The 23,279-nt window shown below is 52.7% G+C and carries 17 protein-coding genes; 9 read left to right on the top strand and 8 right to left on the bottom strand.

What is annotated here, in order from left to right:
• Window positions 1–11: 11 nt before the first annotated feature.
• Both accB and GmarT_RS01655 read right to left on the bottom strand, forming a co-directional pair.
• Entirely contained in the window at window positions 12–506 is a 495-nt protein-coding gene (accB, locus tag GmarT_RS01660; protein ID WP_002648965.1) for an acetyl-CoA carboxylase biotin carboxyl carrier protein, read from the bottom strand.
• 395 nt (window positions 507–901) lie between these two features.
• Entirely contained in the window at window positions 902–1,999 is a 1,098-nt protein-coding gene (locus tag GmarT_RS01655; protein WP_002648966.1) for a M24 family metallopeptidase, read from the bottom strand.
• A gap of 242 nt (window positions 2,000–2,241) precedes the next feature.
• On the opposite strand from GmarT_RS01655, the gene GmarT_RS01650 reads away from it, so the two are divergent.
• Window positions 2,242–4,443 (top strand): heavy metal translocating P-type ATPase, encoded by a 2,202-nt coding sequence (locus GmarT_RS01650; protein ID WP_155367949.1) that lies wholly within the window; start codon window positions 2,242–2,244, stop codon window positions 4,441–4,443.
• A 3-nt stretch (window positions 4,444–4,446) separates the two neighbouring features.
• Here the strand turns inward: GmarT_RS01650 and GmarT_RS01645 are convergent, their stop codons facing one another.
• From GmarT_RS01645 to GmarT_RS01635, 3 genes are all read right to left on the bottom strand, one after another.
• On the bottom strand, window positions 4,447–5,913 hold the full coding sequence (locus tag GmarT_RS01645) for a type I 3-dehydroquinate dehydratase (protein WP_002646804.1): 1,467 nt from the start codon (window positions 5,911–5,913) through the stop codon (window positions 4,447–4,449).
• A gap of 256 nt (window positions 5,914–6,169) precedes the next feature.
• Window positions 6,170–6,619 (bottom strand): hypothetical protein, encoded by a 450-nt coding sequence (locus GmarT_RS01640; protein WP_002646805.1) that lies wholly within the window; start codon window positions 6,617–6,619, stop codon window positions 6,170–6,172.
• 64 nt (window positions 6,620–6,683) lie between these two features.
• On the bottom strand, window positions 6,684–8,270 hold the full coding sequence (locus GmarT_RS01635) for an OprO/OprP family phosphate-selective porin (RefSeq protein WP_187782332.1): 1,587 nt from the start codon (window positions 8,268–8,270) through the stop codon (window positions 6,684–6,686).
• A 604-nt stretch (window positions 8,271–8,874) separates the two neighbouring features.
• Here GmarT_RS01635 and GmarT_RS01630 point away from each other — a divergent pair.
• Complete coding sequence (locus GmarT_RS01630; protein WP_002646807.1) at window positions 8,875–10,011, top strand: ZIP family metal transporter; 1,137 nt, start codon at window positions 8,875–8,877, stop codon at window positions 10,009–10,011.
• Between the two features lie 10 nt (window positions 10,012–10,021).
• Here GmarT_RS01630 and GmarT_RS01625 read toward each other — a convergent pair whose 3' ends face one another.
• Together GmarT_RS01625 and GmarT_RS01620 are read right to left on the bottom strand one after the other, a co-directional pair.
• Window positions 10,022–10,465 carry a Fur family transcriptional regulator gene (locus GmarT_RS01625; protein WP_002646808.1) on the bottom strand — a complete coding sequence of 148 codons (444 nt, stop codon included), beginning with the start codon at window positions 10,463–10,465 and terminating at the stop codon, window positions 10,022–10,024.
• A gap of 181 nt (window positions 10,466–10,646) precedes the next feature.
• Entirely contained in the window at window positions 10,647–11,006 is a 360-nt protein-coding gene (locus GmarT_RS01620; protein ID WP_002646809.1) for a hypothetical protein, read from the bottom strand.
• A 297-nt stretch (window positions 11,007–11,303) separates the two neighbouring features.
• Here GmarT_RS01620 and GmarT_RS01615 point away from each other — a divergent pair, with 297 nt between their 5' ends.
• The gene (locus tag GmarT_RS01615; RefSeq protein ID WP_002646810.1) at window positions 11,304–12,425 is read left to right on the top strand and encodes an alpha/beta hydrolase family protein; all 1,122 of its coding nucleotides are present in this window, start codon (window positions 11,304–11,306) and stop codon (window positions 12,423–12,425) included.
• 1,050 nt (window positions 12,426–13,475) lie between these two features.
• Here GmarT_RS01615 and GmarT_RS01610 read toward each other — a convergent pair.
• Window positions 13,476–14,402: a formylglycine-generating enzyme family protein gene (locus GmarT_RS01610; protein WP_002646812.1), complete on the bottom strand. Its 927-nt coding sequence runs from the start codon at window positions 14,400–14,402 to the stop codon at window positions 13,476–13,478.
• A gap of 247 nt (window positions 14,403–14,649) precedes the next feature.
• On the opposite strand from GmarT_RS01610, the gene GmarT_RS01605 reads away from it, so the two are divergent.
• The 6 genes from GmarT_RS01605 (at window position 14,650) to GmarT_RS01580 (ending at window position 23,279) form a co-directional block, all read left to right on the top strand.
• The gene (locus tag GmarT_RS01605; protein WP_002646813.1) at window positions 14,650–15,927 is read left to right on the top strand and encodes a glucuronyl esterase domain-containing protein; all 1,278 of its coding nucleotides are present in this window, start codon (window positions 14,650–14,652) and stop codon (window positions 15,925–15,927) included.
• A gap of 228 nt (window positions 15,928–16,155) precedes the next feature.
• Window positions 16,156–19,239, top strand: a complete 3,084-nt coding sequence (locus tag GmarT_RS01600; protein WP_002646814.1) for a tetratricopeptide repeat protein — start codon at window positions 16,156–16,158, stop codon at window positions 19,237–19,239.
• Window positions 19,240–19,476: 237 nt separating this feature from the next.
• Entirely contained in the window at window positions 19,477–20,451 is a 975-nt protein-coding gene (locus GmarT_RS01595) for a MotA/TolQ/ExbB proton channel family protein (protein WP_002646815.1), read from the top strand.
• A gap of 187 nt (window positions 20,452–20,638) precedes the next feature.
• Entirely contained in the window at window positions 20,639–21,475 is an 837-nt protein-coding gene (locus tag GmarT_RS01590) for a phytanoyl-CoA dioxygenase family protein (protein WP_002646816.1), read from the top strand.
• A gap of 33 nt (window positions 21,476–21,508) precedes the next feature.
• A complete protein-coding gene (locus tag GmarT_RS01585; RefSeq protein ID WP_002646817.1) occupies window positions 21,509–22,195 on the top strand; it encodes an MIP/aquaporin family protein in 687 nt (228 codons plus the stop codon).
• 52 nt (window positions 22,196–22,247) lie between these two features.
• On the top strand, window positions 22,248–23,279 hold the full coding sequence (locus GmarT_RS01580) for an SMP-30/gluconolactonase/LRE family protein (RefSeq protein WP_002646818.1): 1,032 nt from the start codon (window positions 22,248–22,250) through the stop codon (window positions 23,277–23,279).

Raw genomic sequence — 23,279 nt, 5'->3', positions numbered from 1 at the left:
GATAACAGGCTTCAGCCCTGGGAGATCCGGAACAGAGGCTGGCCGAATTCGACCGCTTCGCCATCTTTCACCAGAAGCTCCGTAATCGTTCCATTCATCTCAGCTGGAATCTGATTGAAGACTTTCATCGCTTCGACGATACAGACAATGGTATCTGAGCCCACTTTGGAACCCACGCTGACAAACGGGGGATCGTCAGGACTCGGAGAGGCATAGAACGTACCCACAGTCGGACTCTTGATCACAGGACCGGCATCAGCAGCTGGTGCCGCTTCTGTCGGAGGAGCCGGAGCGGCTGCAGGAGCGGCCACGGGAGCAGGAACTGCATGTTGCATCGGTGCCGGAACCATCGAAACGGTCTCCTGTGGCCCACGACGCAATTTCCAGGTCTCTTCGCCGCGCTTCAGATTGACCTCGGTCAGTCCGTGCTTTTCCATCATTTCAAACAGAGTCTGAAGTTTTTCCAAATCGAAAGGTTCGCCTTTCGGCACCTCGTTTTTTGCCATTGACCTACCTTAATTTCGTATTCTCATGCTGCACTCGCATTGCCTGCTGTAAACTAAGGACGGATTGACAATAACGTCCCTCAGCAACGCGTTCCAGATTTTCACTCTATCAGCTGACCATATGGGAAAGGGACCAAACGCTTACGTCTTGCGCGCACGCTCTACCCCGCCTGACATGTTAAGAACCAGATTCTAAGCCAAATCGTATCAGAAAACCAAGAGAAACGGGGGAGTTTCTCTAATAAATTCGGGCACAACCCGGCACGTTTTCCCGACAAAGCCTCTGCAACGTAAGTTCCTGTCCTAATACCTTTAACGATCATTTAAGGTGACCTCATGATCCAAATTAGAACGAAACGCAATCAACACACATCCGAACACTATTTCTTTCCCCCTCAGAGGGAAGCTGATTCATAATCTTTGGGAACACTGGTCATAACCTCATGTCCCTTCCGCGTAACCAGTACATCATCTTCAATTCTCACGCCCCCCCAGCCAGGGAGATAAATACCCGGCTCAACCGTCACGATCATGCCCGGCTTCAGTTCCGTTGGCACATTTCCCCCCAGGCGGGGGCCTTCATGAATATCCAGACCAATCCCATGTCCGAGGCTATGCGTGAACTGCTTGCCATAACCGGCTTTTTCGATGACAGCCCGCGCGACTCGATCCACGTCCCGACAGAGCACTCCGGGCCGGATTGCTTTGATTGCCGCCAGCTGTGCCTTCAGAACTGTCTGATACACTTTTTTCAGTTTGGCCGGTGGTTTCCCGTGAATGATCATCCGCGTGAGATCACTCCGATATCCTTTCTGAGTCATCGCCCCCCAGTCCACCAGTAAAAATGGCGAGTCAGCAAGCAGCTTTTCCGTCGGCATCGCATGCGGTAAGGCTGCCCGCTCTCCCACAGCGACAATCGGATCGAAGGCCGCCTGCCGGGCCCCGAACCGTCGCATTGCGTGTTCCAGTTCGTGGGCCCCCTGCAGTTCTGACATCTCAGGAGTCAGCATCGCCCGAAACACTTCAAAACCGCGCTGGGCCTGCTGAACGGCTTCGCGAATCTCCTGAATTTCCGACGCGTCTTTGATCATCCGCAGTTCTTCCACCAGCCCGGCAATCGGGATCCACTGGGCGGCAGGAGTAATGCCACTCATCGCATCCAGCAGTTCACAGGTCACAATATGGCTTTCAAATCCCAGCTGGGGCAGATGCGATTTCTTGAGCACCTGCTCCACCGCCGCAATCATCGATTCGGTCGCTTTACGAATGTAGACATCCAGATCCGGACATTCTTCCTCCAGTTGGGTCGTGTACCGCCCGTCACTGATCAACACCGTCTGCCCCTTGCCGATCAGCAGAAAACTCGAATCCCCGCTGAATCCGGTCAGGTAAGTCACGTTTGTTTCGCTGGTAATCAGCATTGCTTCGGCCCCCCTGCGTTTCAGCAGCGAAATCAGTTTTTTTCTGCGGGCAGCCAGATAATCTTTACTCATGTCGATCCTTTATCGATGATGTCAGTCAATTATGTTTTGAAAACAGTGGGTGGTCTGATTTTCTTCCGCTCATGAATTACCGGTTAAAACGATCATGGCGGATCTTATCTCTTTTAGCAGAATTTTGCGAAGAAAAAAAACCGAAGTTTCAGTTTCCCGGTTTGAAGTGCTATGATTTCAGCATACAGAAGCTCTGAATTCTCATCTGATTCCTCACTCTCTTTTCTGAATATCGATTCTGCATGAATGAACCAGCCAACGAACTGATTTTCAAAATTCAGGATATGGATTGTGTCGAAGAAGTGACCATTCTCAAACGGGAACTCTCTCCCCTGGTCGGCGGTGAAGAACATCTGTTCTTTGATGTGCTTAACAGAAGAATGACAGTTCGTTCTCAACCAGAAGACGTCACCGCGGAATCGATCATGCAAACCATCAGCCAGACCGGCATGCGCGCCGAACTCTGGAACGAGAAAGTGAAACAGTCCGAGAAAGGCACACTCTGGTCCCGGCAGGGCAGAACCATACTGACCACTCTCAGCGGGATCTGCATGGGAACCGCTTTTCTGACACACGTTTTTCTGACGGGCAGTTTTGGAGCCGCCCTGGGCGCGGAGCAGGCGGCGCATGGCGCAATGCCGCTCCCGGTCCGCCTGCAATATCTGGCCGCCATCATCGCCGGTATCTGGTTTGTGTTGCCCAAAGCCTGGTTTTCCCTCAAGCGTTTGCGTCCCGATATGAACCTGCTGATGTTTACTGCTGTCGTCGGCGCACTCTTCATAGATGAATGGTTCGAAGCGGCAGCCGTCGCATTTCTGTTTGCCTTCTCACAACTGCTCGAAGCCTGGAGTGTCGGCCGCGCACGCCGCGCTGTCGCCGCGCTGATGGATTTATCCACACCCATCGCCCGCATTCGCGGTGCCGACGGCAATGAAATCACCGTGGATGCCGAATCCGTCGAAGTCGGCACCACCTTTATTATCCGGCCCGGCGAAAAAATCCCCCTGGATGGCGAAGTTACCAAAGGGATCAGTGAAGTCAATCAGGCACCCATCACAGGAGAATCCATTCCGGTCGGCAAACGGGAGACGGACGAAATTTATGCCGGTACAATTAACGGCGATGGACTGCTGGAAGCGAAATGTACCAAGCTGGCAGAAAACACGATCCTGGCCCAAATTATTCGCATGGTCGGAGAAGCCCAGTCGAAGCGGGCCCCTTCGGAACTCTGGGTTGAAAAGTTTGCCAAAGTCTATACCCCCATTGTCATGGCCCTCGCATTGCTCATTCTGATCACCTTGCCCACGCTGTTTCAGGTCAGCTGGGATAACGCTATCTATCGTGCTCTGGTACTGCTGGTCATCGCCTGTCCGTGTGCGCTGGTGATTTCCACACCCGTCAGCATCGTCGCAGCACTGGCAGCGGCAGCGCGAAATGGCGTGCTGATCAAAGGGGGTGTCTTTGTCGAAACACCCGCTCATCTGAAAGCACTGGCGCTGGATAAGACCGGCACACTCACACGAGGCAGACCAGTCGTGACAATAATTGCCCCGCTGAACGGACACACCGAATCCGAGTTACTCGAACGGGCAGCCGCCCTGGAAGCGCACAGTAACCATCCCCTGGCAGTCGCCATTCTGGATGCAGCAGCACAACAGCAGGTCTCCTATCAGGCGGCAGAAGACTACCAGATCATACAGGGCAAAGGCGCTACCGCAACGATTAACGGCAGAGAATTCTGGCTGGGCTCGCATCGCTATCTGGAAGAACGTAACGAAGAAACGGCCGAAGTGCACCAGCAGTTGGAAGCCCTTTCCAACGCCGGACAGACGGTGGTGGTCATCGGTAACGAATCTCACGTCTGCGGCTTCATCGCATTAGCCGATCAGGTACGTGAAACCTCAGCGGCTGTCGTCAAAGACCTGCATCAGGCGGGCATCAAACAGCTGGTGATGCTCACCGGTGATAACGCAGGCACTGCACAGGCAGTCGCTGACGAAGTCGGCATGGATCAGGTGCATTCCGAATTACTACCGGAGGATAAAGTCGCGGTCATCGAAGCGCTGGTGGAAGAATATCAATTCGTGGCGATGGTGGGTGACGGCGTGAACGATGCTCCTGCCATGAGTCGCGCCAGCCTGGGCATCGCCATGGGGGCAGCCGGCAGCGATGTCGCAATCGAATCAGCCGACATCGCTCTGATGACCGATGATCTCACCAAAATCCCCTGGTTAATCAATCACTCGCACCGCGTCTTACAGATCATTCGCCAGAACATCATCTTCGCCCTGAGCATCAAAGTCCTGTTTATGCTGCTGATGCTGCTAGACCACGCCTCACTCTGGGCAGCAATCGCCGCCGACATGGGTGCCTCACTGCTCGTAATTTTTAACGGTCTGCGTCTGCTGCAGTCCCCCGCGATCAGCGTGCCCGAGAAAAACTGAGAATTAACGCGTATACTCGCTGCGGGTTTCAAATACTTCGTCGGGTATCTCTGCAGAGGTGATCGCTTTGAAAATCTGACTGAGCTGTCTGCGGTAGACGTCATCCACACACACGCTTTCACAACCTCTGTTGTCTGCTTCCCGCATCAGCTCGGTGGATTCGGGTAACTGGCTGATATCCATGACCGTCATGGTCTCCCGTAAGTACGATGGATTCAGTTCTTCTTTACTGTGGCCCAGTTTCAATTCAGGGTCGGTCTGCACTACCACATCAGCCAGCGTGTCATACAGGTTGGCGAAAGGTACGTAGCGCACATCAAAGGCGCGGGCAATTCCCTGGGCGGCTTTGTCATTCTGGGAAGTGACACTCACGACGGCCCCCTGCTGAGTCAGGCTGTGAACCACCGCTTTTGTCAGACCGCTCTGCCCCAGAACCAGAATATTTTTCCGCTGGAATGCCGAATTTGATCCCGGCGATTTCTTTTCCAGCGTCGCTTCCAGACTCTTGATGGCACTTCGCCTGACGGTATCGTAGGCGTGCCAGCCATCGGGTTGATTTAATTGCAGATCACCATAGCCGGTCTTTTCAGAAGACTCTTCCAGATGCTCCGCCAGGGGCAGGATGAACTCGCCCATCCGCGGGCTCACCACCAGCGAACGGATTTTCAGAATCCCCAGCATCTTGTGCACCTGTTTGAAATCATTGATCACCAGAGGCAGGCAGACGTAATCCAGGCCCAGTTGTTCAGAAGCTTTATTGAAGACTTCGATTGTCCGTCGCTCTGCGACTCCCAGCCCGGCGACGCCGATAAAACGGGTTTTCGCCGAAATCTTCGGATAGTGAAAGACTTCGTTCAGCTCCGCTACCGTCGGCTGGCCTTCAAACGCTTCCATCCCCTTCTCCAGCGATGCATAAATCCAGGGGCTGCCATACTTCACACCCAGCAGTGAAAACGTAATGCCGGCCGCTCCCAGACCCAGACCGACAACCGGGATGTCCCGCTTCTGACTAATCGCCGCCAGCAGAGGCCACGCGGTCTGCAGAGTTGGTGTCGGCCAGGTGAATTTAATCACGTCGGCTTTCGCTTCCGCCATTTCGTCAAAAATATCATCCACCTGCGACAGTGGTTTTTTCAGGCTGGTATAACTGATGACCCGTTTGGTTTTCCCGAAGCGGGGAATCTGCTTTGCGGTTTCCAGGTCCAGTTCGATGTATGCCGGCTCCGCAATAATCGCCTGCTTCAGCAACTGGATCCGCTCCGCTTCCGTCCCTTTGAACTGTCCCCCGTCTTCCGGACGACGGCAGGAAACTAATATCGGCGTATCAAAGCCTGATATCAGATCTCCGATATCGGGAGTTTTGATCAATCGATCCAGGCAGAGTTCTACCAGATCAGACTGGGCGGCGGCATTCAGAATATCCACCTTGGCAAAGTTACGGGATTCAGGCGTCACAGAAATACAAATCATGATGTCACACAATCAAAGAGAACTGAGCTGAGCGATTACGGTCCAAGCGGTATAACCAGATCCACGTGTCGTACTGCAGAGTCCATTAATTATGCCAGATCCTGACTGCATTGAAAGTGTGAAACCCTGTGTTTGATTCTTTTCTGTACCACTCCCCATAAAAAAACACCCCTTCTGACAAAGCAGAGGGGTGTTCCATAATAGAAATCAGAAATCAGACCACGATCAGGCGTTCCATTACCAGACAGCTTCGGGTTTACCTTTTTCTGACGGAAGTCGCAGGTGCCAATGGCGGCTGTGCAGCCGACTTGACCGCGGGAGGAACTACTGTTTCACAGTTTCCCGTCGAACAGGCACCACACAGATTTTCGACATCCCATTTATATCCACATTTTTCACACGTGTATTCGTGCTTCTTCAATACGCGTACGGTCTTGATTTTTCCACACTTCAGTTCGCAGCATTTCTGCCAGGGAAAACGGACCGGTGGGATACAGATATCTTTGCACTCGATATTATAACAGTGCTTTTTGACCTTCAGTGTCTCCACATGCAGCCGACAGGTCTTACACCCGTGTGAACAGCAGTTACTGTTACAGGTCCCCTGCGCCTGGTCACAGCTGGGAGTACCAGATTCAGCAATTCTCTGATTCCCTCCCATCACCATCGCAGTGATTGCCAGTAAAATCATTCCTGTATATTTCATAAAACTCAATTCCTGTGATATTTTGATATTGAACGGGATCATACACGAATTCGTCGGGCCGGGATTAGAAATCGACCATGAATCGGGCACCGAAGATATCCGACCGACCGCCGGTATAACCATCTACCGGACCACGATCATCGATCTGGGCATGGACGTAGTTGAACTGCACGCGGGAATGCGAATTCCACCACCAGTTCATACCGAACGTGAAGTTTCTCTCATCACCACCGGTGATATTTCCTTCCGAAAGATCCAGATAGGAATAGCGGGCGACAACCTGCCAGGCACCCCAGCCACCACCGGTTTCTCCATCACAGGTATTGACCATGAAGAAGTTTTCCAGCGGCTTGATACGGCCAATGGTTCCCGATTTTCGATCGATGGGCTGATATTCACCCGTCAGGAAGTAACCGGCTTCGACATAAGCACCTTCAAAGGTCAAGTCCGGTCCCTCGGCACCGCGTCCCAGATAGGTTACCTGGTATTCACTGACCACGGAAAACGATCCGACTGTCAGCATCGCTTCGAAGCCCAGGGTATTAAACCAGTCGGCTCCGGCAATACGCCCCGTGTCGAGCCAGCGGGTACTCCCGGTACGTGCTTCCGGGCGAGTTCGGAAGCGGCCTTCATTATTGTTCGATCCGGAACCAGTTGTATCACCATCCGGGTTCGCCCACATGTCGGCTATCGCCAGGTGCAGGTAACCACGTCCACCTGATGTTTCATCATACCAGGGAGTACCGGCAAAACGACCGTTCACACTCATCTGCCCGGCATCACCTACGTACTTACCATCGCCGGCAATATTTTCCAGGTTGAAGATACCATATCGCCAGTTCCATGTTTCTTCTTCTGAAACACCATAGGCACAAATCCCCAGACGACGGGCGTCCTCGTTAAAGGCCTCAATCACCAGAGGACGTTCCATGAACCAGTTGTATCGACTACTGTTGAGGTGGTCCATCCCCAGCGGACGCTTCTGATTACCAATCAACAGAGTTTGGAATACCGGCAGATCTTTCCAGCCGATATAGACGTCCTTGAAGGCCGGATCACCGGGATCGCCAAAATCATATTCAAATTTGTAAAGCATATTGTCTTTGATGTCACCCCCGACCCCGATACGCAGACGCCGGAATTCGAAGCGGTTCTCCGGATCCATCGGATCACCCGGATTATTGAAAGCGGCAATTCCGGGAGTGCTGTCAGAAAAGTTCCAGGCGTCCAGATGGATACGCCCGAAGACCTTCAGGGTCGTCGCTTTAGATGCGTCTTTTGCCTTTTTTTCCTGCTCGGACTCGGAGAATTTTTTCCAGTCCTCTTCCAGTGTCGACAATCGGGTCTCGAAGGCAGGAGAGCCTGAGTCATCCGTGTAATTGTTGATCAGCATCTCGTCGGAATCATCCAGCCCACCCGCTGCACGCTCCAGCTTGGGGGGCAGTGACGGAACAGGTTGAGGAGTAGCAGGCGGCGTGACTGGTTTTGTTTCTTCCAGTTCCTGGATCCGCTTTTCTGCCTGTTCCAGTCGGTTTAAAAGTCGCTCGAGTTGCTCGGAATTGATTTTCGTGTCTTCTGCCAGAACGATTGGCGGGCGGAACATCGTTCCCAGCAGCAGGAGAATTCCTGCCGTTTTGATAAATGTGCGCATTTTCATCCCTGATGTGATTGGCCCGGAATCCGTTTCGGGCTGCTTTCGGTTTTATCAATGTCTCAGCAACTCTGCAGAAACAATCTGATCCTTAACAGGCTTATCGGCGGATCAAATCTGAAGCAAATATTAAGAAAGGGTGAAGATCCTTCACATTCAAACTCACAGCATGCCCCCACGGAACAGGCCACCTAATCGGAACAAATTAACGCAATAAAACACCGTAGAGACTGTACTTAATTGAATCTATCTGGATCAGGTGAAAGAAGCCCTCTGCCTGAGTCTGACAAACTTCGACTCTTCATTCGAGTCGCCAGCCAATACATCTCGAAATCCTTTCACCCCCTTCCGATAGCGGATTTCACCAGTAACATCAGGGCCTAAGCATCTATTTTATTTATATTTACAACTTGAAATCATAATCAGAGTTCAAAAGTTCAGAATCTTCCGGGATAAGAATTCCGGGGAGTCTTGTACTGATCTGTGAGAAAAGCTAAATTCAATCGCAATTAGTTTGCTATTACAATCTAAGAGTGTCGATGTAGTGAGCATCCCGACATCCTCTTCTGCTTACAGTGACAATCACAGGTGGCTTTTTAACTCGATGAAACCGCTTTCACCTTTTAAAAACGACGTGAGAATCACGCTCCTGTTATTAACGATTCCGCTGCTCGTCTTTCTGATCACTCCTGGTTTCTTTCTCACGCATCCCACCATGGCGGCGGAACATGAGCATGTCCACACCGAGAACGAAATTCAGAAAACCGCTGTCGCAAAAACAGATGTAACCAGGCCCGTTGACAACTCATGGTCCTACACCCTGTTGGGTATTTACTGTGTCGTCATCGTCGGTTCTTCATTACTGGGGGGCTGGTTGCCTTCCCTGGTCCGTTTAACACACACCCGCATGGAAACTCTGATCAGCTTTGTCGGCGGACTCATGCTGGGAATCGGCGTCTTTCATCTGCTGCCGCATGCTGTCGCCGAAATGGGATCGATCGACCGGGCCGTCTGGTGGATGATGGCAGGAGTGATCACCCTGTTCTTCCTGTTGCGTACCTTTCATTTTCATCAGCATGGAACCGTCGAACTGGAGGAAGAAGAGGGTCACACACACGACCACGATCATGATTGTGACCATCATCACGCGCATGCTCCCGTGCATTCTCATACGCACGCGCACTCGCATCATCTGAGCTGGGTCGGCATTGCCTTCGGCCTGGCATTGCATACCCTGATTGACGGACTGGCGCTCGGTGCCAGCATCGTTGCTGAGCAGCATCACGAAGTCTTCCTCTCCCTGTTCGGGCTGGGAACCTTTCTGGCGATCGCCTTACACAAACCGTTAGACGCCGTTTCCATTACCTCACTGATGGCCGCCAGTGGCTGGTCGGCAGGCTGGAGGAACGCGGTGAATATCGGCTTCTCGCTGATGTGCCCGCTGGGAGCCCTTCTGTTTTTTCTGGGAGTGCAGCAGTTTTCAGAAAACCAGCACATCATTATCGGTTGTGCCCTCGCTTTTTCCGCAGGCGTCTTCCTCTGTATCTCGCTGGGAGACCTGCTGCCCGAAATGGAGTTCCATTCGCATAACCGCTTCCGGCTCTCCTTTGTACTGCTGCTGGGCATCGCCCTCGCATATGGCATCGGCTTCCTCGAGCCGGAACACGCACACGAGCATGGCGGCCATTCACACGGACCGGAAGCGACCGAAACGGAACACGGTCATTCACATTCTCACTGAGTGAAGCGACTTATTCTTCGTCGCATTCGCTGCAGATGCCTTTGAGTAAAATTTCGGTCACCTTGCCCACCGCTGCCCACTGCTTGTTTTTCGGTGTCTTGAATTCGACATCGTGCAGGCAGGAAACACTGCCACATTCGGTGCAGACAAAATGCGGATGCTCGGCGTCTTCCGGTTCATCGGGGTTCCGCAGTTCGAACCGCCAGGCATGATCCCCCAGTTCGGTTCGCTTGACCAGTCCCGCTTCCGCCAGATCGATCAGGTTGCGGTACACGGTGGCTTTATCGAAGCCCATCGGCGTCAGCTCTTCGGCAATCTCAGCATGCGTCAGAGGTGAAGTCGCCTGCCGCAAAAACTGGATCACCGTGATCCGGGCAGCCGTACTCCGTAAGCCGCTCTTGCGAACCAGCGTACGGATTTCATCAATCTCTTCTGCTTGGGACAGATTTTTCATGTCGTTATATCCAAGGCGCCCCACAGCGCCGGCGAGTTAATATTCAGTGACGGAAACTTATATTAACGATTATATACAAGAATTACGAGATACCGGTAAATAAATGTGTTTTCCCGCCCGTTTCCCTCGCCACTCAGACAAAGCTGTCCAGTCTCTGTCCGGTGGCTAACGGACAAAGACTTCAATATGACTCTAATGAACAACTTCCCTTGTCAGGAGGTGCTGCCTGCGGATGATAGCGAATCGAGTCCGACGTATGAATTCTGACACACGTAATCAGACCGTCTTCAGCCTTGATTCTCAGGATCCATTCTGAAGCACCAAATTGCAATGGGGCCGAAAAGATTCTTGAATCCTGAGATGGAGAAGCCGTAATCCACGATTGAGGCAATGTCGCGACTTTCTCATCCAGATCATGTAAAGAGCCTCCCACTTCAGCGACCTCATAGATCGCCAGCAGCTCCGTATTGGCCGCATTCGCAAACAGGAAACCATGGATACAGAGGAAATAGAAGATTCCCAAAATCAACAGAATCGCCATCGTATTCCCGAGAATGAGTATCTTTTCCCTGAACCTTGATCTTTTGTCGGATGAGATCATTTCAGCTACCGGTGCTTCACGCAGGATCAATACTTAAAAACAGAGAATGCCAACTCCCTTCATCTTATTCCCTGACATCAACTGCGTACACATAACTTTCGTGTTTTTCGTGGTTCATAAAAGTCCCAGATCAGTCTCGCTCACATTCTCCCCCTTGATCTTCCTTCGAGTTTCGCCTGTAATAGAATAACACAATCCATCACTCACACTCCTGTTCTTGAATGACGGCCAATCCTCATGCACAATTTCACTGCTCTCACCCGCAGCCTGCTCACCGCCCTGCTCTCCTGCCTCTTCCTCACCCCGACAAACGCAGCAGATCGTGATCCCGCCGAGAAACCATTCACCGTCACCGAGAGCTATCAACAGCTTGCCGACACAATGGAACCGCTGCAGGCCTGGCAGGCCACCAACCAAGCCGAGCACGAAGCCTGGCGAAAACAGTTTCATCCGACCGTCACCCGCATCCTGGGCAAAATGCCTGAACCGGTCCCCCTGGAAGTCAAGTGGGCCGAAAAGAAAGAGTTCGATACCTTCACCCGCCACAAAGTTTTTATCCGCACCGAAGCCGCCTATTGGGCTCCCGTCTATTATTTCGTCCCTCACCAGTTAAAGAAAAAAGTCCCCGCGATTGTCTGCATGCACGGACACAGCGGCATCATCCCCTACATCGATGAAGGCAAAACCAAGGCCGACAAAGAAAAGACCCGTCAGAGCGAACTCGATTACGCCGTCTACTTCGCGAAGCACGGCTACATCACCGCCGCCATCGTCATGCGGGGCTGGAACGAAACCGCCGGCGACCAGGATCGCGGCGTCTCGCACACCAAACGCAGTTGCCTGCAGATGACCATGAACGCCCTCCTCATCGGCAGTACCCCCCAGGGCCAGCGCAGCTGGGACGCCATGCGCGTCATCGACTTCCTGCAGACCCAGGACCAGGTCGACCCGGACCGCATCGCTGCCGCCGGCTTGTCAGGTGGCGGCGCGACCGCCATGTATCTGCCCATCCTCGACGAGCGTGTCAAACTCACCATGATCGCTGGTGCCTTTTCAACCTACCGTGCCTCCTATTATTCAATGCCACATTGCCTCTGCCAGTGCATGCCCGAGATGATGCGGTTCGGCGAAATGTCCGACGTCGTCGCTTTGCACGCCCCCCGCCCGGTCCTGCTCATCAACGGCATCGACGACAAAATCTTCCCCATCGCAGCCGCCCGCGAGGGATATGAAAAGCTGCAACAGGTCTACCAGGTTCTGGATGCCGAAGAAAACATCGACGCCGACTTCTTTCAGGGTGGCCACCGCTGGTCCAACAACAAAAGCCTCGACTTCCTCAAACAACACTTCGGCGAGTAACAGCCTGATTCACATCTTTTGAAATATTCGGATCTGCAGGAACCGCGGCTGATCTTACCTGCGATCCTTGACCTGTCCGCGTTCCCGCTTCCACCAGCGTCAGCATTCGCCTGCAGGACTGAACTTCCCCCACCTGCTGCTGCACATTCCCGCACTCCCGCTGCATAAAATGAACTTGACCGCTGCGCGCCACGAGCGATAAACGCTAAACTGTGTCGCGCGCGTGCCCAGTTTACAGTGCACTGAAACACGCACCACTTGTTCGCGTTCTTCACTGCAAAACAGCCTGATTTTTCCAGATATTCACTTGCCACATCAGCACCAGTTCCGAAAGTATGCCTGCGGGTCGCCGCACTTCGCAGCCCTTCGTCCCGGCACCACCTCAGCACCGCCAGATATCGTGCCCGTATCGACAGATATCGCCACATTAGATCGTTCATCTCCCTTGACCTCCCCACGCCCTTCCCTAAGATTTTCCTCGAACATGAAATGAAACCCGATTCCAAAACCCCAACCATCACTCCTCCCCTTTCGTGTCATTTCGTGCTTTTCGTGGTAGCAATATCAATCACCGGGTGCCTCAGTTGGCTTGCTCACAGTGCTGGCGCCAATGTCCCCTACCCGTTTCACATCACATTATAAAAGAGGTGCCCCACTCCCGTAGATGAATATCCCGAACCACTGAAAGATTAAAAGGTGATATCACTATTCACTCTAGAAAATCTCAGATTAGCCGCAGAGCGTTATAGCTCCGGTTCTTTTACCGAGATATGTCCGAACCGCGGCTAACGTGAAAGAAAAAGTGGGTAACCCCGGATGCAATCCGGGGTGAGCACAGCGAACAGGAGGTCCCAGTGAAATCGGTCCGTTCAGAGTAAAGCCACCAACCTCTATCGCTTCAGGAAGTGAGATTCGCGCAACCACAACAGAACGCGAACTCCGCAACCTCCTGTTGTCTCGCGACAACCTCGGGTTAAAATGATCTGCTCAAATAGAAATTTTCGCGTCTTTCGAGTATTTCATAGTTCAACCAGACAAAGCTTATTCCCCTCAGTCATCGCGTCGTACCGCCTCCACTTCAATCGTCCGGCAGAACCGAAAGTTGCGTGATTCAGCAGCCCCAGCGATTTCCATACTTCGATGAAAACTGTCATGCCCGCGCGCTACCCGCTCGTTATCCTCGTTTTCTAAATCGACAGGATCTATCAATGGCCCTTCAACTTGATCTTCATAAGAATAAGCATCAAATACCCACTCGTTGCGAAACATATCCAGGTCATAGATGCCGAAATTATTCGCTGCCTCAACTCCTACCGGCCAGGGACGCCCTATATCGACTTTCCAGTCGGGCCGACGCTCTTCATTTCCATAGAAATAAACTGTCGATGTTCCCGCCCGGGCCACCCATTCCCATTCTGCACTGGTCAGTAATCGGTAGCCTGTGCCTCCGATGATTTCCACTTCAGCATCAGAAATAGCCCCACTCGATTCACGTAACATGAATTCGCCAAATCGATAGTAGGCAGGCAGCCCTTCGCGTTCGCTCATATTGTTACACGCCTCGATGCAATCATACCAGCTGACACCTTCAACCGGAAACTGCCACGTATCAAGCCCCTCAACATGCGAAGCCAGATACCCTGATGCGGCATAAGCACTCGGATTGATCCCCATCAATTTCCAATACTGGTTCTGGGTAATGCGATGGATCCCGACATACATGGGCTTCGTCAAAATACAATCAAAAATCGGCTCATCGATTTTTGAAAACCCCTGACGTTCTAATTCCTGGTTAACCTCTTTAGTTGCGCCACATCGAAATTCGCCCGGCGGAACTAAAATAGATTCCACTCCCAGGGAATCTGTCATGCGCAGTGGAACGCGACATCGCCGTGCCCATGCTTCCTGAGCTGAAACAGCCGCCTCTAGATCAAAGGGAAGCTTCAGCAGTAACTGTTCTCGTTTTTCTGCATTCATCCTGTTCACCCCCCATGAACTGCTGACCACTTTCAATGCATACCGCGGTCGATCTTACCCTCTCACATAAACCGAGTACAGAATTTTTCGTGCTTTTCGTGTCTTTCGTGGTTCATAATATTTTGTATCTTTCATCATCCAACCACAGTTTCATATTGCCTATCGTTGCGAAAACGGCCACGATTGAGAATAGTAACATTGGAATTCACACGATTAATCCCACCAGAACATAAAGGTCCGTCTCACCATGAAACGTCTGTTGTTCCTGCTCAGCCTTACACTGCTGCTGACTCCCGCTGCACACGCACAACGCCCCAAACCCAATTACGATGAGAGCCAGGTCCCGGAATTCAAACTCCCCGATCCGCTCGTCACACAAGCTGGCAAAAAAGTGGATTCCGCCGAGGAATGGAACAAAGTCCGCCGCCCGGAAATTCTGGAACTGTTCGAGACCGAAGTCTACGGCAAAAGTCCTGCACGCCCCGAGAACATGTTGTTCGAAGTGACATCGGTAAAAAACGATGCCCTGGGCGGCAAAGCGATTCGCAAAGAAGTCTCGGTCTATTTCTCCGGCAAAAAAGCAGGGCCGCGGATGGACCTCTTGATCTATCTGCCGGCCAAAGCCACCAAACCGGTTCCCGTCTTTATGGGCCTCAACTTTTACGGCAATCACACTATCACCGATGAAACAGACGTCCAAATCAACGGCAACTGGATGCGGGCCAGCAAAGAAAAAGGCATTGTCGATCACAAAGCGACTGAAGACTCGCGGGGCAAATCTTCGTCACGCTGGCCCATTGAAACCATCATTGATCGTGGTTACGGACTGGTCGCCATCTACTGTGGCGACATTGATCCCGATTACGACGATGGTTTCAAGAACGGCGTTCACGCGCTATTTAATTCCAAACAGAAACCCGCGCCCGATGAATGGGGCACGATCTCTGCCTGGGCCTGGGGCTTGAGCTGTGCCCTGGACTACCTCGAAACCGACAAGCAGATCGACGCCAGCAAAGTCGCGGTGATCGGTCACTCCCGGCTGGGGAAAACGTCCCTCTGGGCAGGCGCAACGGACCCGCGTTTTGCCCTCGTCATTTCGAACGACTCGGGTTGTGGCGGAGCGGCTCTCAGTCGACGTCGCTTTGGTGAAACACTGCACGTCATCAACAACGCCTTCCCGCACTGGTTCTGTGATAATTTCAATAAATATATCGACAAGGAAAACGATCTGCCCGTCGATCAACACATGCTGATCTCTTTAATCGCGCCGCGGCCCGTGTATGTCGCCAGTGCCGAGGACGACCAATGGGCCGACCCGAAGGGGGAATTCCTCTCGGTGAAATATGCGGAACCGGTTTACAAACTGCTGGGAACAACCGGCTTCGGCGCAGAGGACATGCCAGGCGTCAACAAACCTGTGCAGAAACAGATGGGTTATCACATCCGCACCGGCAAACACGATGTGACTGATTTCGACTGGCAGCAGTACCTGAACTTCGCCGACCAGCATTTTCAAGGCAGTTAAGCCGCACATCACATTCACAGGCGCACATCCGGGCCAGCAGGTCACTCCAACCTCCTGCTGGCCTGCTGTTTATATTGATTGCGGAACGGCACATTCACCCTCAAAACAGCCGACTTTTCATGCGGACCACTGCAGTTTTGCCGAACGCCGCTTGCCTCTGCCCGAAAACCCACGATAATGGGGGCAAGTGTTCAATTTCCCATTTAAAATAAACTGACGACTATTAATATGATGAATTCTCGTACCCGGAACTCACTCAACTTCAATCAACGTGCGCCTCGATTCTGCCTGATCCTGCTTCTGCTGTCGCTCCTGCCGCTCCCATTGGTACACGCCGATAAAGCCTCTGATGAATTCCAGCTGGCCATCGGCCTGTACAAACAGAATCGCTGGGAACTCGCTACCGAAAGGTTTCAGAAGTACCTGAAGGATTACCCCACGGATGCCAGCGTTCCCCTGGCGAAATTTTACCTGGGCCTGACACTCGTCAATCAACAGAAATACCAGGAAGCCCGGACGATCCTCAGGGAGTTCGTCAAACAACATCCGCAAAACAATAACCTGCCTGATGCCCTCTACCGAATTGCCGAATGCAGTTATCTGCTCGACGATCTGGACGCCGCCGAAAAAGAGTTTACGGAATTCCTCAAGCTCTATCCCAATCATGCGCTGGAAGAATGGGCTTATCCCTACTTTGGTGATGTCCTGCTGCGTCGCGGCAAAGCGGACCTGGCGATTAAAAGTTTTCAGCGATCTCTCGAACGTCACCCCAAAGGAGCGATGGCCGAAGACGCACAGTTTGGACTGGCCTCTTCCTACCTCCGCAACAAGCAGAGTGACGAAGCGGAAAAACGATTCAAAGCAATCGCCGGCCAGAAAAATCACTCACGCGGCAGCGACGCCCAGATGTCACTCGCGACTTCCCTGTTCGACCGCGGACAATATCAGTCCGCCGCCGATGCCTTCCTGGAACTTCCTGAGAAATTTCCCGAAAGCCCACTGGGAATCACAGCTCGACTCAATGCTGGCTACGCCTATTACGATCTCAAGCAATATGCCAAAGCGATCCAGCAGTTTGACCTGGTCACCAAAGACCCCAAGCATGCAGCGAACGCATTATACTGGAAGGGAGTCAGTCTCAAAGGCGAACAACAGCTGCCCGCTGCCATCACTGCGTTTGAACTGGCACTCAAATCAAAACCCAGTCCCCAACAGAAAGAGTCAACCACCTATCAGCTGGCCGACGCCCTGCTACGTTCCGGTAAACCCGCCGCAGCCAAGGCATTGTTCCTGGAAGTCGTCAAACAGTTTCCCAAGAGTGAACTGGCAGACGACAGCCTGCATTTTGCCATTGAAGCAGCATTGCTGACAGACGAACTGGCAGAAGCCGAACAGCTTTCCGCCCAGTTTGAAAAAACATTTCCCCAGAGTGGATTACGTCTGCATCAGGAACTGCTCAAAGGGCGTATCCTGGATGCGAAAGGCAAACCCGAAGACCTGGCGACAGCGGCGACTCATTTTCAGAACGTGCTCAATGAGTCCAAGCTGGAGAACACACAACTACTCGCACGGCTCTACCTGGCACGCACTTACCAGAAACTCAAACAGTACGACAAATCCATCGAGGTTCTGGACCCCTATCTCAAAGACCCCAAAGCGGTCAAAACATCCAGCGAATATGCAGACGCCCTGGTACTACAGAGCAACAACTTTAATTCTCAACAGAAATATGCCGAAGCCGAGTCCCTCTCGAAAGAGTATCTGAAGCAGTTCCCCAACGAAGTCCGCTTCAATCAGATCCTGGCGAACCTGATCATCCTCACTTCCAAAAACAACAAGCAGCAGGAAGTCGATCAATATCTCAAACAGTTGCAGGACCGCAAACCCGCAGGGGATCTCCTGCTCCAGACCTATCGCCAGCTGGCGGAACGCAATTATGAACAGAAACAGTGGGCACGCGCCAAAACATTTTTTAACGAGATCGTGAAACTCGGTTCGGAGTCACCCGAATTTCCTGCCGGTCTGTCCGGGTTAGCCTGGAGTGAATTTCAACTCGCAGAAAATGCAGCCGCGGCGGAACACTTCCAGCAGTTCGTCCAGAAATTCCCGGAAAGTCCGCTCACTGCTGAAGCCGCCTATATGCAGGGACGCAGCCTGGAAAACAATAAACAGCTCGATGCTGCCGTCGACGTCTACCAGAAAGTACTTCAGCAGTTCGCCCCTTCCCGTTACGCTATGCTTTCGGGACTGCAGGCCGCTCGCACGTTGTTTCAACTGAAAAAAATTGATGAGGTCAACCTGGCTTATGAAGCGCTCCTGCAGAAATTCCCCAAGGTCGACAATCTTGATAAGATTCTGGACGAATGGGCGCTGATCAATTACGAAGCAGAACAGTTTGCGAAGTCGGACGAAATCTTTCGCAGACTGATAACAGAAACACCCGACAGTGAACTGGCCGATAATGCCCGTCTGAGTCTCGCAGAAAGCGATCTGATCGCCGGGAAACTGGAACCCGCCGCCAAAGCATTCACTGAACTGCAGAGCGACCCCAAATCAGATAAAAAAGTACAACAGGTCTCCCTGTATCGCCTCATCGAAATCAACCTCGAACTCCAGAAATGGGAACTGGTCGACAAATTCTCGAAAGAGTTACTGAAACGCTTTCCTGAAAATGAATACGCGGCGTTTGCCCAGTTCCATGAAGCCGAAGCCGCCCTGTATCAGAATCAGGTGGAGATCGCACAGGCAGCATTATTAAAACTGGCGGCAAAAGACAGATTGGAAACACTCAGCCAGGAACCCTGGTACCCCCGCGTCTGGGTACTGTTGGCGGAAACGTACTTTCGCCAGAAAAAATACAAAGAAGTCGCAGAAACTGTCGACCGCTTCCGCACCTGGGACCCGGACAGTCCGTTTCTGTACCAGGCAGAAGAAGTTCTGGGCAGAAGCCTGAAGAACCAGGCCAAATTTGACGAAGCCCGCAAGGTCTTCCAGCAGATCATCGACTCTGAACACGGTCGACGTACAGCCACAGCCGCCAAATGCCAGTTCCTGCTGGCAGAAACCCTGATGATCCAGGAAAAATTCAAGGAAGCCCTGCTGGCCTATCTGCAGGTGGACATCCAGTATAAATTCCCCGAATGGCAGGCCCCCGCGCTGTATCAGGCGGCCATGTGCCACGAAGCCCTGAACGAATGGCCTCAAGCCCAGAAAACATATCAAGATTATTTGAAGCGTTTTCCGGAGCACGAACTGGTCCCCCAGGCTAAAGAACGACTGAAAGCGGTTACAGCCCGGATCAGCAAAAATTAATCGGCTGACTTGATCTCCATACTTCACAGCCTGTCCCGGACAGCGCGGAATTGCCATTCCAGACTCGACGGGAATCTCCGTCTGACGTAAACTAGACTCCATCCTGAGCTCAGTCCGCCATGGATGCTCAGAATTTCCAGGGCAACAGAGCTTCTCAATTCGCTGATCAGCTTCCAGCAAGTTCGACAGATCACCTGTTGCTCATTAACAGATACACGAGAATGACACGCAGTACTCATGATCAAATTAAACAGTAACCAGCAATACTCAACAGGTTCCTCTGCCGACCTACAGCGCGGTACGCAACTCCGGTTCCTGGTAAAGTTGCTTGTCATCTGTGGACTCTGGCTGATACTGACTCCCGACAGCAGTCCCGCGCAGGAACGGCTGCCTAAGGTTGTGGAATCGGTGAATGGAGAGCTGGTCGAAGTCAAAGATCCCAACGGCCCCCTCCCGGAAGCCTTAGAGCAGATGGAACGGGGAACCAAGATTCCTTTCACCCCCCAGGAAATCATCGAAGAGCTGAAATACTTTCTGCTGCCCTTTGTGATTGCTTCCATTATCTCCATGTGGTTCATCATTGAACGACTGGTGATCCTCAGGTCCGGTCGTGTGATCCCCCGGCATTTCGTCACGCGGTTTCTGAAACTGCTTAAAGACGGTAAACTCAATTCCCGGTCTGCGTTGAAACTGTGTGACGAAAACCCCAGTCCGATCGCCTCGGTTTTTGCGCACGGCATTCGCAAGTGGGGGAAACCCAGCGTCGAAGTCGAACAGGCCATCATCGATGGCGGCGAACGACAGCTCTCTCAACTGCGCAAACATCTGCGTGTCATCAATGGTGTCGCAACGGTCGCCCCGCTGATGGGTCTTTTGGGAACCGTCATCGGTATGATCCTGGCCTTCAACGATATCGCCAACAGCAGTGCCATGGGCAAAGCCGAAGAACTCGCCGGCGGTATCGCGCTGGCGTTGTTGACCACCGCGCTGGGGCTCGGCATCGCCATCCCCTCGCTGATCATGTATATGTACCTGGCCGGCCGCGTTGATGGGCTCGTCATGGAAATGGATCAGTCCGCCCAGGACCTGGTACACCTCATCTCTGCAGAAGGGCTCGCCGCCAGTGCCGCCAGCCGTAAATCGACTTCAACAGCACCAGCGAACACGTCGAAAACCAAAGCCAAGCCGGATAAAACAACGAGCACTTCCTGAATCAGGCATTCAGATCGCATCACGCTCTTCCCGCACAATACCTGCTTTCGTACAGAACAACCACTTCTAAGTTGTTCCGGGACCTGTCCCTATTTACAATAGAGAACGATTCCCCCGCCGGGGTTCCGTGTCCTGCATCCAGCTTTTGGCTGATTCACTCTTATTTCTGAACAGATAGAGATACCTCATGGCTGAATCGAAAGAATTCAAGGCTGTTCCGCTTGAAGACGAATTATCACAGATCGAACGCGACCTGAAATTCTACCCTTCTACAACCACTGATCCCCAAGTACTCACATCCAGCCAGATTGAACAGTTCAACCAGGATGGTTACCTGCGCAGCCTGCCTGTCTTCAACGAACAGGAAGTTCAGGAAAATCGGGAGTACTTCGACCGTCTGCTGGAATCCGTGATTGCCGCCGGCGGTGACAGTTATTCCATCAGCACCGCACACATGAAATATGGCAAAGTCTACGACCTGCTGACGCACCCCCAAATCGTCGCATATGTCAAAGACCTGCTGGGGGAAAATGTCATCGCCTGGGGATCTCACTTTTTCTGTAAAATGCCCCAGGATGGGAAATCGGTGGCCTGGCACCAGGATGCCAGCTACTGGCCGCTCTCCCCTTCCAAAGCCGTCACGGTCTGGCTGGCCATTGATGATGCCGACCCGGAAAATGCCAACATGCGTTTCATCGCCGGCAGTCATCACCACGGCCACATGACCTATCGCCCCAGTGGTTCGCATGAAGACAACGTACTCAACCAGACCATCGAAAACGCAGAGCAGTACGGCACTCCCGTTGATGACACGCTGCAGGCCGGCGAAATTTCGATTCACTCCGATCTGTTGCTGCATGGCTCGGAAGCCAACCAGTCGGATCGCAGGCGTTGTGGCCTGACCCTTAGATACTGTGCTGCCGACGTCCGGGCCGGCATGGACTGGAATGCCAAAGGCGTGATTGTCTCTGGCGCCGATCCCTCGGGACACTGGTTAAATCCAGCGCGTCCTGAAAACGACTAAACTTTCGCACTCGCACCCTGGAACTGACAACTGATGCAAAAATATTATGCGGAAATCTTCGGCACGTTCATCCTGCTGTTCTCGGGAGCAGGTGCGATCGTCACGAATCAGGTCTCAAACGGAACCGTGACGCACGTCGGCATTGCGCTGGTGTTCGGACTGGTTGTCACAGCCATCATTTACGCGATTGGAGAAATCTCCGGCGCACATATCAACCCGGCTGTCACGATTGCCTTCTGGGTCGGCGGTCGCTTTCCCGGGAAACAGGTTCTGCCTTACATCGTCTGCCAGGTGATTGGTGCCCTTGCCGCCTGCCTGCTGTTAAGAGTCATCTTCCCCGGCCTCGATAATTACGGCATGACGCGTCCCGCCGGTTCGGATCTGCAGTCCCTGATTCTGGAAGGGGTGCTGACGTGGATGCTGATGTTTGTCGTGCTCTGTGTGAGTACCGGCGCCAAAGAGACCGGCATCCTGGCTGGTGTCGCCATTGGTGCCGTCATCGCGCTGGAGGCGATGTTTGCCGGCCCCATCTGCGGCGCGTCCATGAATCCAGCCCGCTCACTGGCACCGGCGCTGGTCAGTAACAACCTGCAGTCCCTGTGGCTGTATCTCGTCGGTCCCACAGCCGGCGCCATCCTCGCGGTCCCGTCACTCTGGCTGGTGCGCAATAACCATAATTCAAAAACGACTGAAACAACGGAAGAACCTGTACAAGGATAAAACACTCGATAATCGCTCATTTCATAATCAATACCTCAGAGAGGGTCACACCATGATCAACTGGCAACACATTCTGGTTTGGGGCATCGCTTTTTCCGGATTCACAGGCGCAATCGTTTTCGCGGCGAGTCCCGCCCCCTCCGGCGACGCGTCCATTGTTTCACCAGACTCCAAAGTGGAAGAACTCTGGGTCGACAAAGGCTTCACCGAAGGTGCCTGCGTCAGCAAAGACGGCATCATTTACTTCAGTGATATCAACTTTGCCGGCGGAAAAGGCAAGATCATGGCCTTTGATCCTTCAACGGGCAAAACCACTGTCTTCAGTGCCGACAGCGGTCAGAGTAACGGTCTGATGATCAACAAAAAAGGCAAAATGCTCGCCGCCTGTGGTGCCAATAACGGCAAACAATGCCTGGCGCAAATCACAAAAAACGGAAAAGTAAAACCCATTGTCGAAACCTTCGAAGGCAAAAAATTCAATGCCCCGAATGACCTGGTCGTTCATCCCGGAGGCTGGGTCTATTTCACCGATCCCCGCTACGTCGGACACGAACCACTCGAACTCGATCACATGAGTGTCTTTCGTTATGACCCTAAAACCAAAACCGTGCACCGCGCTACAAGCGATATCACAAAGCCGAATGGCGTCGTGGTTTCACCCGATGGAAAAACCCTGTATGTCGCAGAGACCGACAATGGTGCCAGCGGCCTGGAAAAAGAGCCACCACAAGAACCCAAACTGCGGATGACCCTCAATGCGTTCCCCATCAAAAAAGATGGTTCGCTCGGAAAGAAAAATATCCTGGCTGACTTCGGCGATAAAGAGACCGGCATTGATGGCATGACCGTCGACCAGAAAGGCAACATCTACGCCGCCTTTCGCGCTGAGAGCCGGTTTGGCATCGTGGTGTTTTCTCCGGAAGGCAAAGAGCTGGCCTACATCCCCACACCGAGCCTGCCCACCAACTGCACGTTTGGAATCGGCGATGACGCGTCCACGCTCTACATCACTGCCGGGAGTGGCCTGTACCGGATTCCCTGTAAAATCCCCGGTTTCCATCCGGCACTGCCAGTCGACAAATAG

Origin of the sequence: Gimesia maris, from assembly GCF_008298035.1 — a bacterium.
GTDB lineage: Bacteria > Planctomycetota > Planctomycetia > Planctomycetales > Planctomycetaceae > Gimesia > Gimesia maris.
The sequence above is the reverse complement of the archived record's forward strand: the minus strand, read 5'-3'. Positions and strand labels throughout refer to the sequence as shown.

Bases quoted from the DNA above. Each gene is read 5' to 3' on its own strand.
- accB (WP_002648965.1), bottom strand. From the start codon at position 506: ATGGCAAAAAACGAGGTGCCGAAAGGCGAACCTTTCGATTTGGAAAAA.
- GmarT_RS01655 (WP_002648966.1), bottom strand. From the start codon at position 1,999: ATGAGTAAAGATTATCTGGCTGCCCGCAGAAAAAAACTGATTTCGCTG.
- GmarT_RS01650 (WP_155367949.1), top strand. From the start codon at position 2,242: ATGAATGAACCAGCCAACGAACTGATTTTCAAAATTCAGGATATGGAT.
- GmarT_RS01645 (WP_002646804.1), bottom strand. From the start codon at position 5,913: ATGATTTGTATTTCTGTGACGCCTGAATCCCGTAACTTTGCCAAGGTG.
- GmarT_RS01640 (WP_002646805.1), bottom strand. From the start codon at position 6,619: ATGAAATATACAGGAATGATTTTACTGGCAATCACTGCGATGGTGATG.
- GmarT_RS01635 (WP_187782332.1), bottom strand. From the start codon at position 8,270: ATGCGCACATTTATCAAAACGGCAGGAATTCTCCTGCTGCTGGGAACG.
- GmarT_RS01630 (WP_002646807.1), top strand. From the start codon at position 8,875: ATGAAACCGCTTTCACCTTTTAAAAACGACGTGAGAATCACGCTCCTG.
- GmarT_RS01625 (WP_002646808.1), bottom strand. From the start codon at position 10,465: ATGAAAAATCTGTCCCAAGCAGAAGAGATTGATGAAATCCGTACGCTG.
- GmarT_RS01620 (WP_002646809.1), bottom strand. From the start codon at position 11,006: ATGGCGATTCTGTTGATTTTGGGAATCTTCTATTTCCTCTGTATCCAT.
- GmarT_RS01615 (WP_002646810.1), top strand. From the start codon at position 11,304: ATGCACAATTTCACTGCTCTCACCCGCAGCCTGCTCACCGCCCTGCTC.
- GmarT_RS01610 (WP_002646812.1), bottom strand. From the start codon at position 14,402: ATGAATGCAGAAAAACGAGAACAGTTACTGCTGAAGCTTCCCTTTGAT.
- GmarT_RS01605 (WP_002646813.1), top strand. From the start codon at position 14,650: ATGAAACGTCTGTTGTTCCTGCTCAGCCTTACACTGCTGCTGACTCCC.
- GmarT_RS01600 (WP_002646814.1), top strand. From the start codon at position 16,156: ATGATGAATTCTCGTACCCGGAACTCACTCAACTTCAATCAACGTGCG.
- GmarT_RS01595 (WP_002646815.1), top strand. From the start codon at position 19,477: ATGATCAAATTAAACAGTAACCAGCAATACTCAACAGGTTCCTCTGCC.
- GmarT_RS01590 (WP_002646816.1), top strand. From the start codon at position 20,639: ATGGCTGAATCGAAAGAATTCAAGGCTGTTCCGCTTGAAGACGAATTA.
- GmarT_RS01585 (WP_002646817.1), top strand. From the start codon at position 21,509: ATGCAAAAATATTATGCGGAAATCTTCGGCACGTTCATCCTGCTGTTC.
- GmarT_RS01580 (WP_002646818.1), top strand. From the start codon at position 22,248: ATGATCAACTGGCAACACATTCTGGTTTGGGGCATCGCTTTTTCCGGA.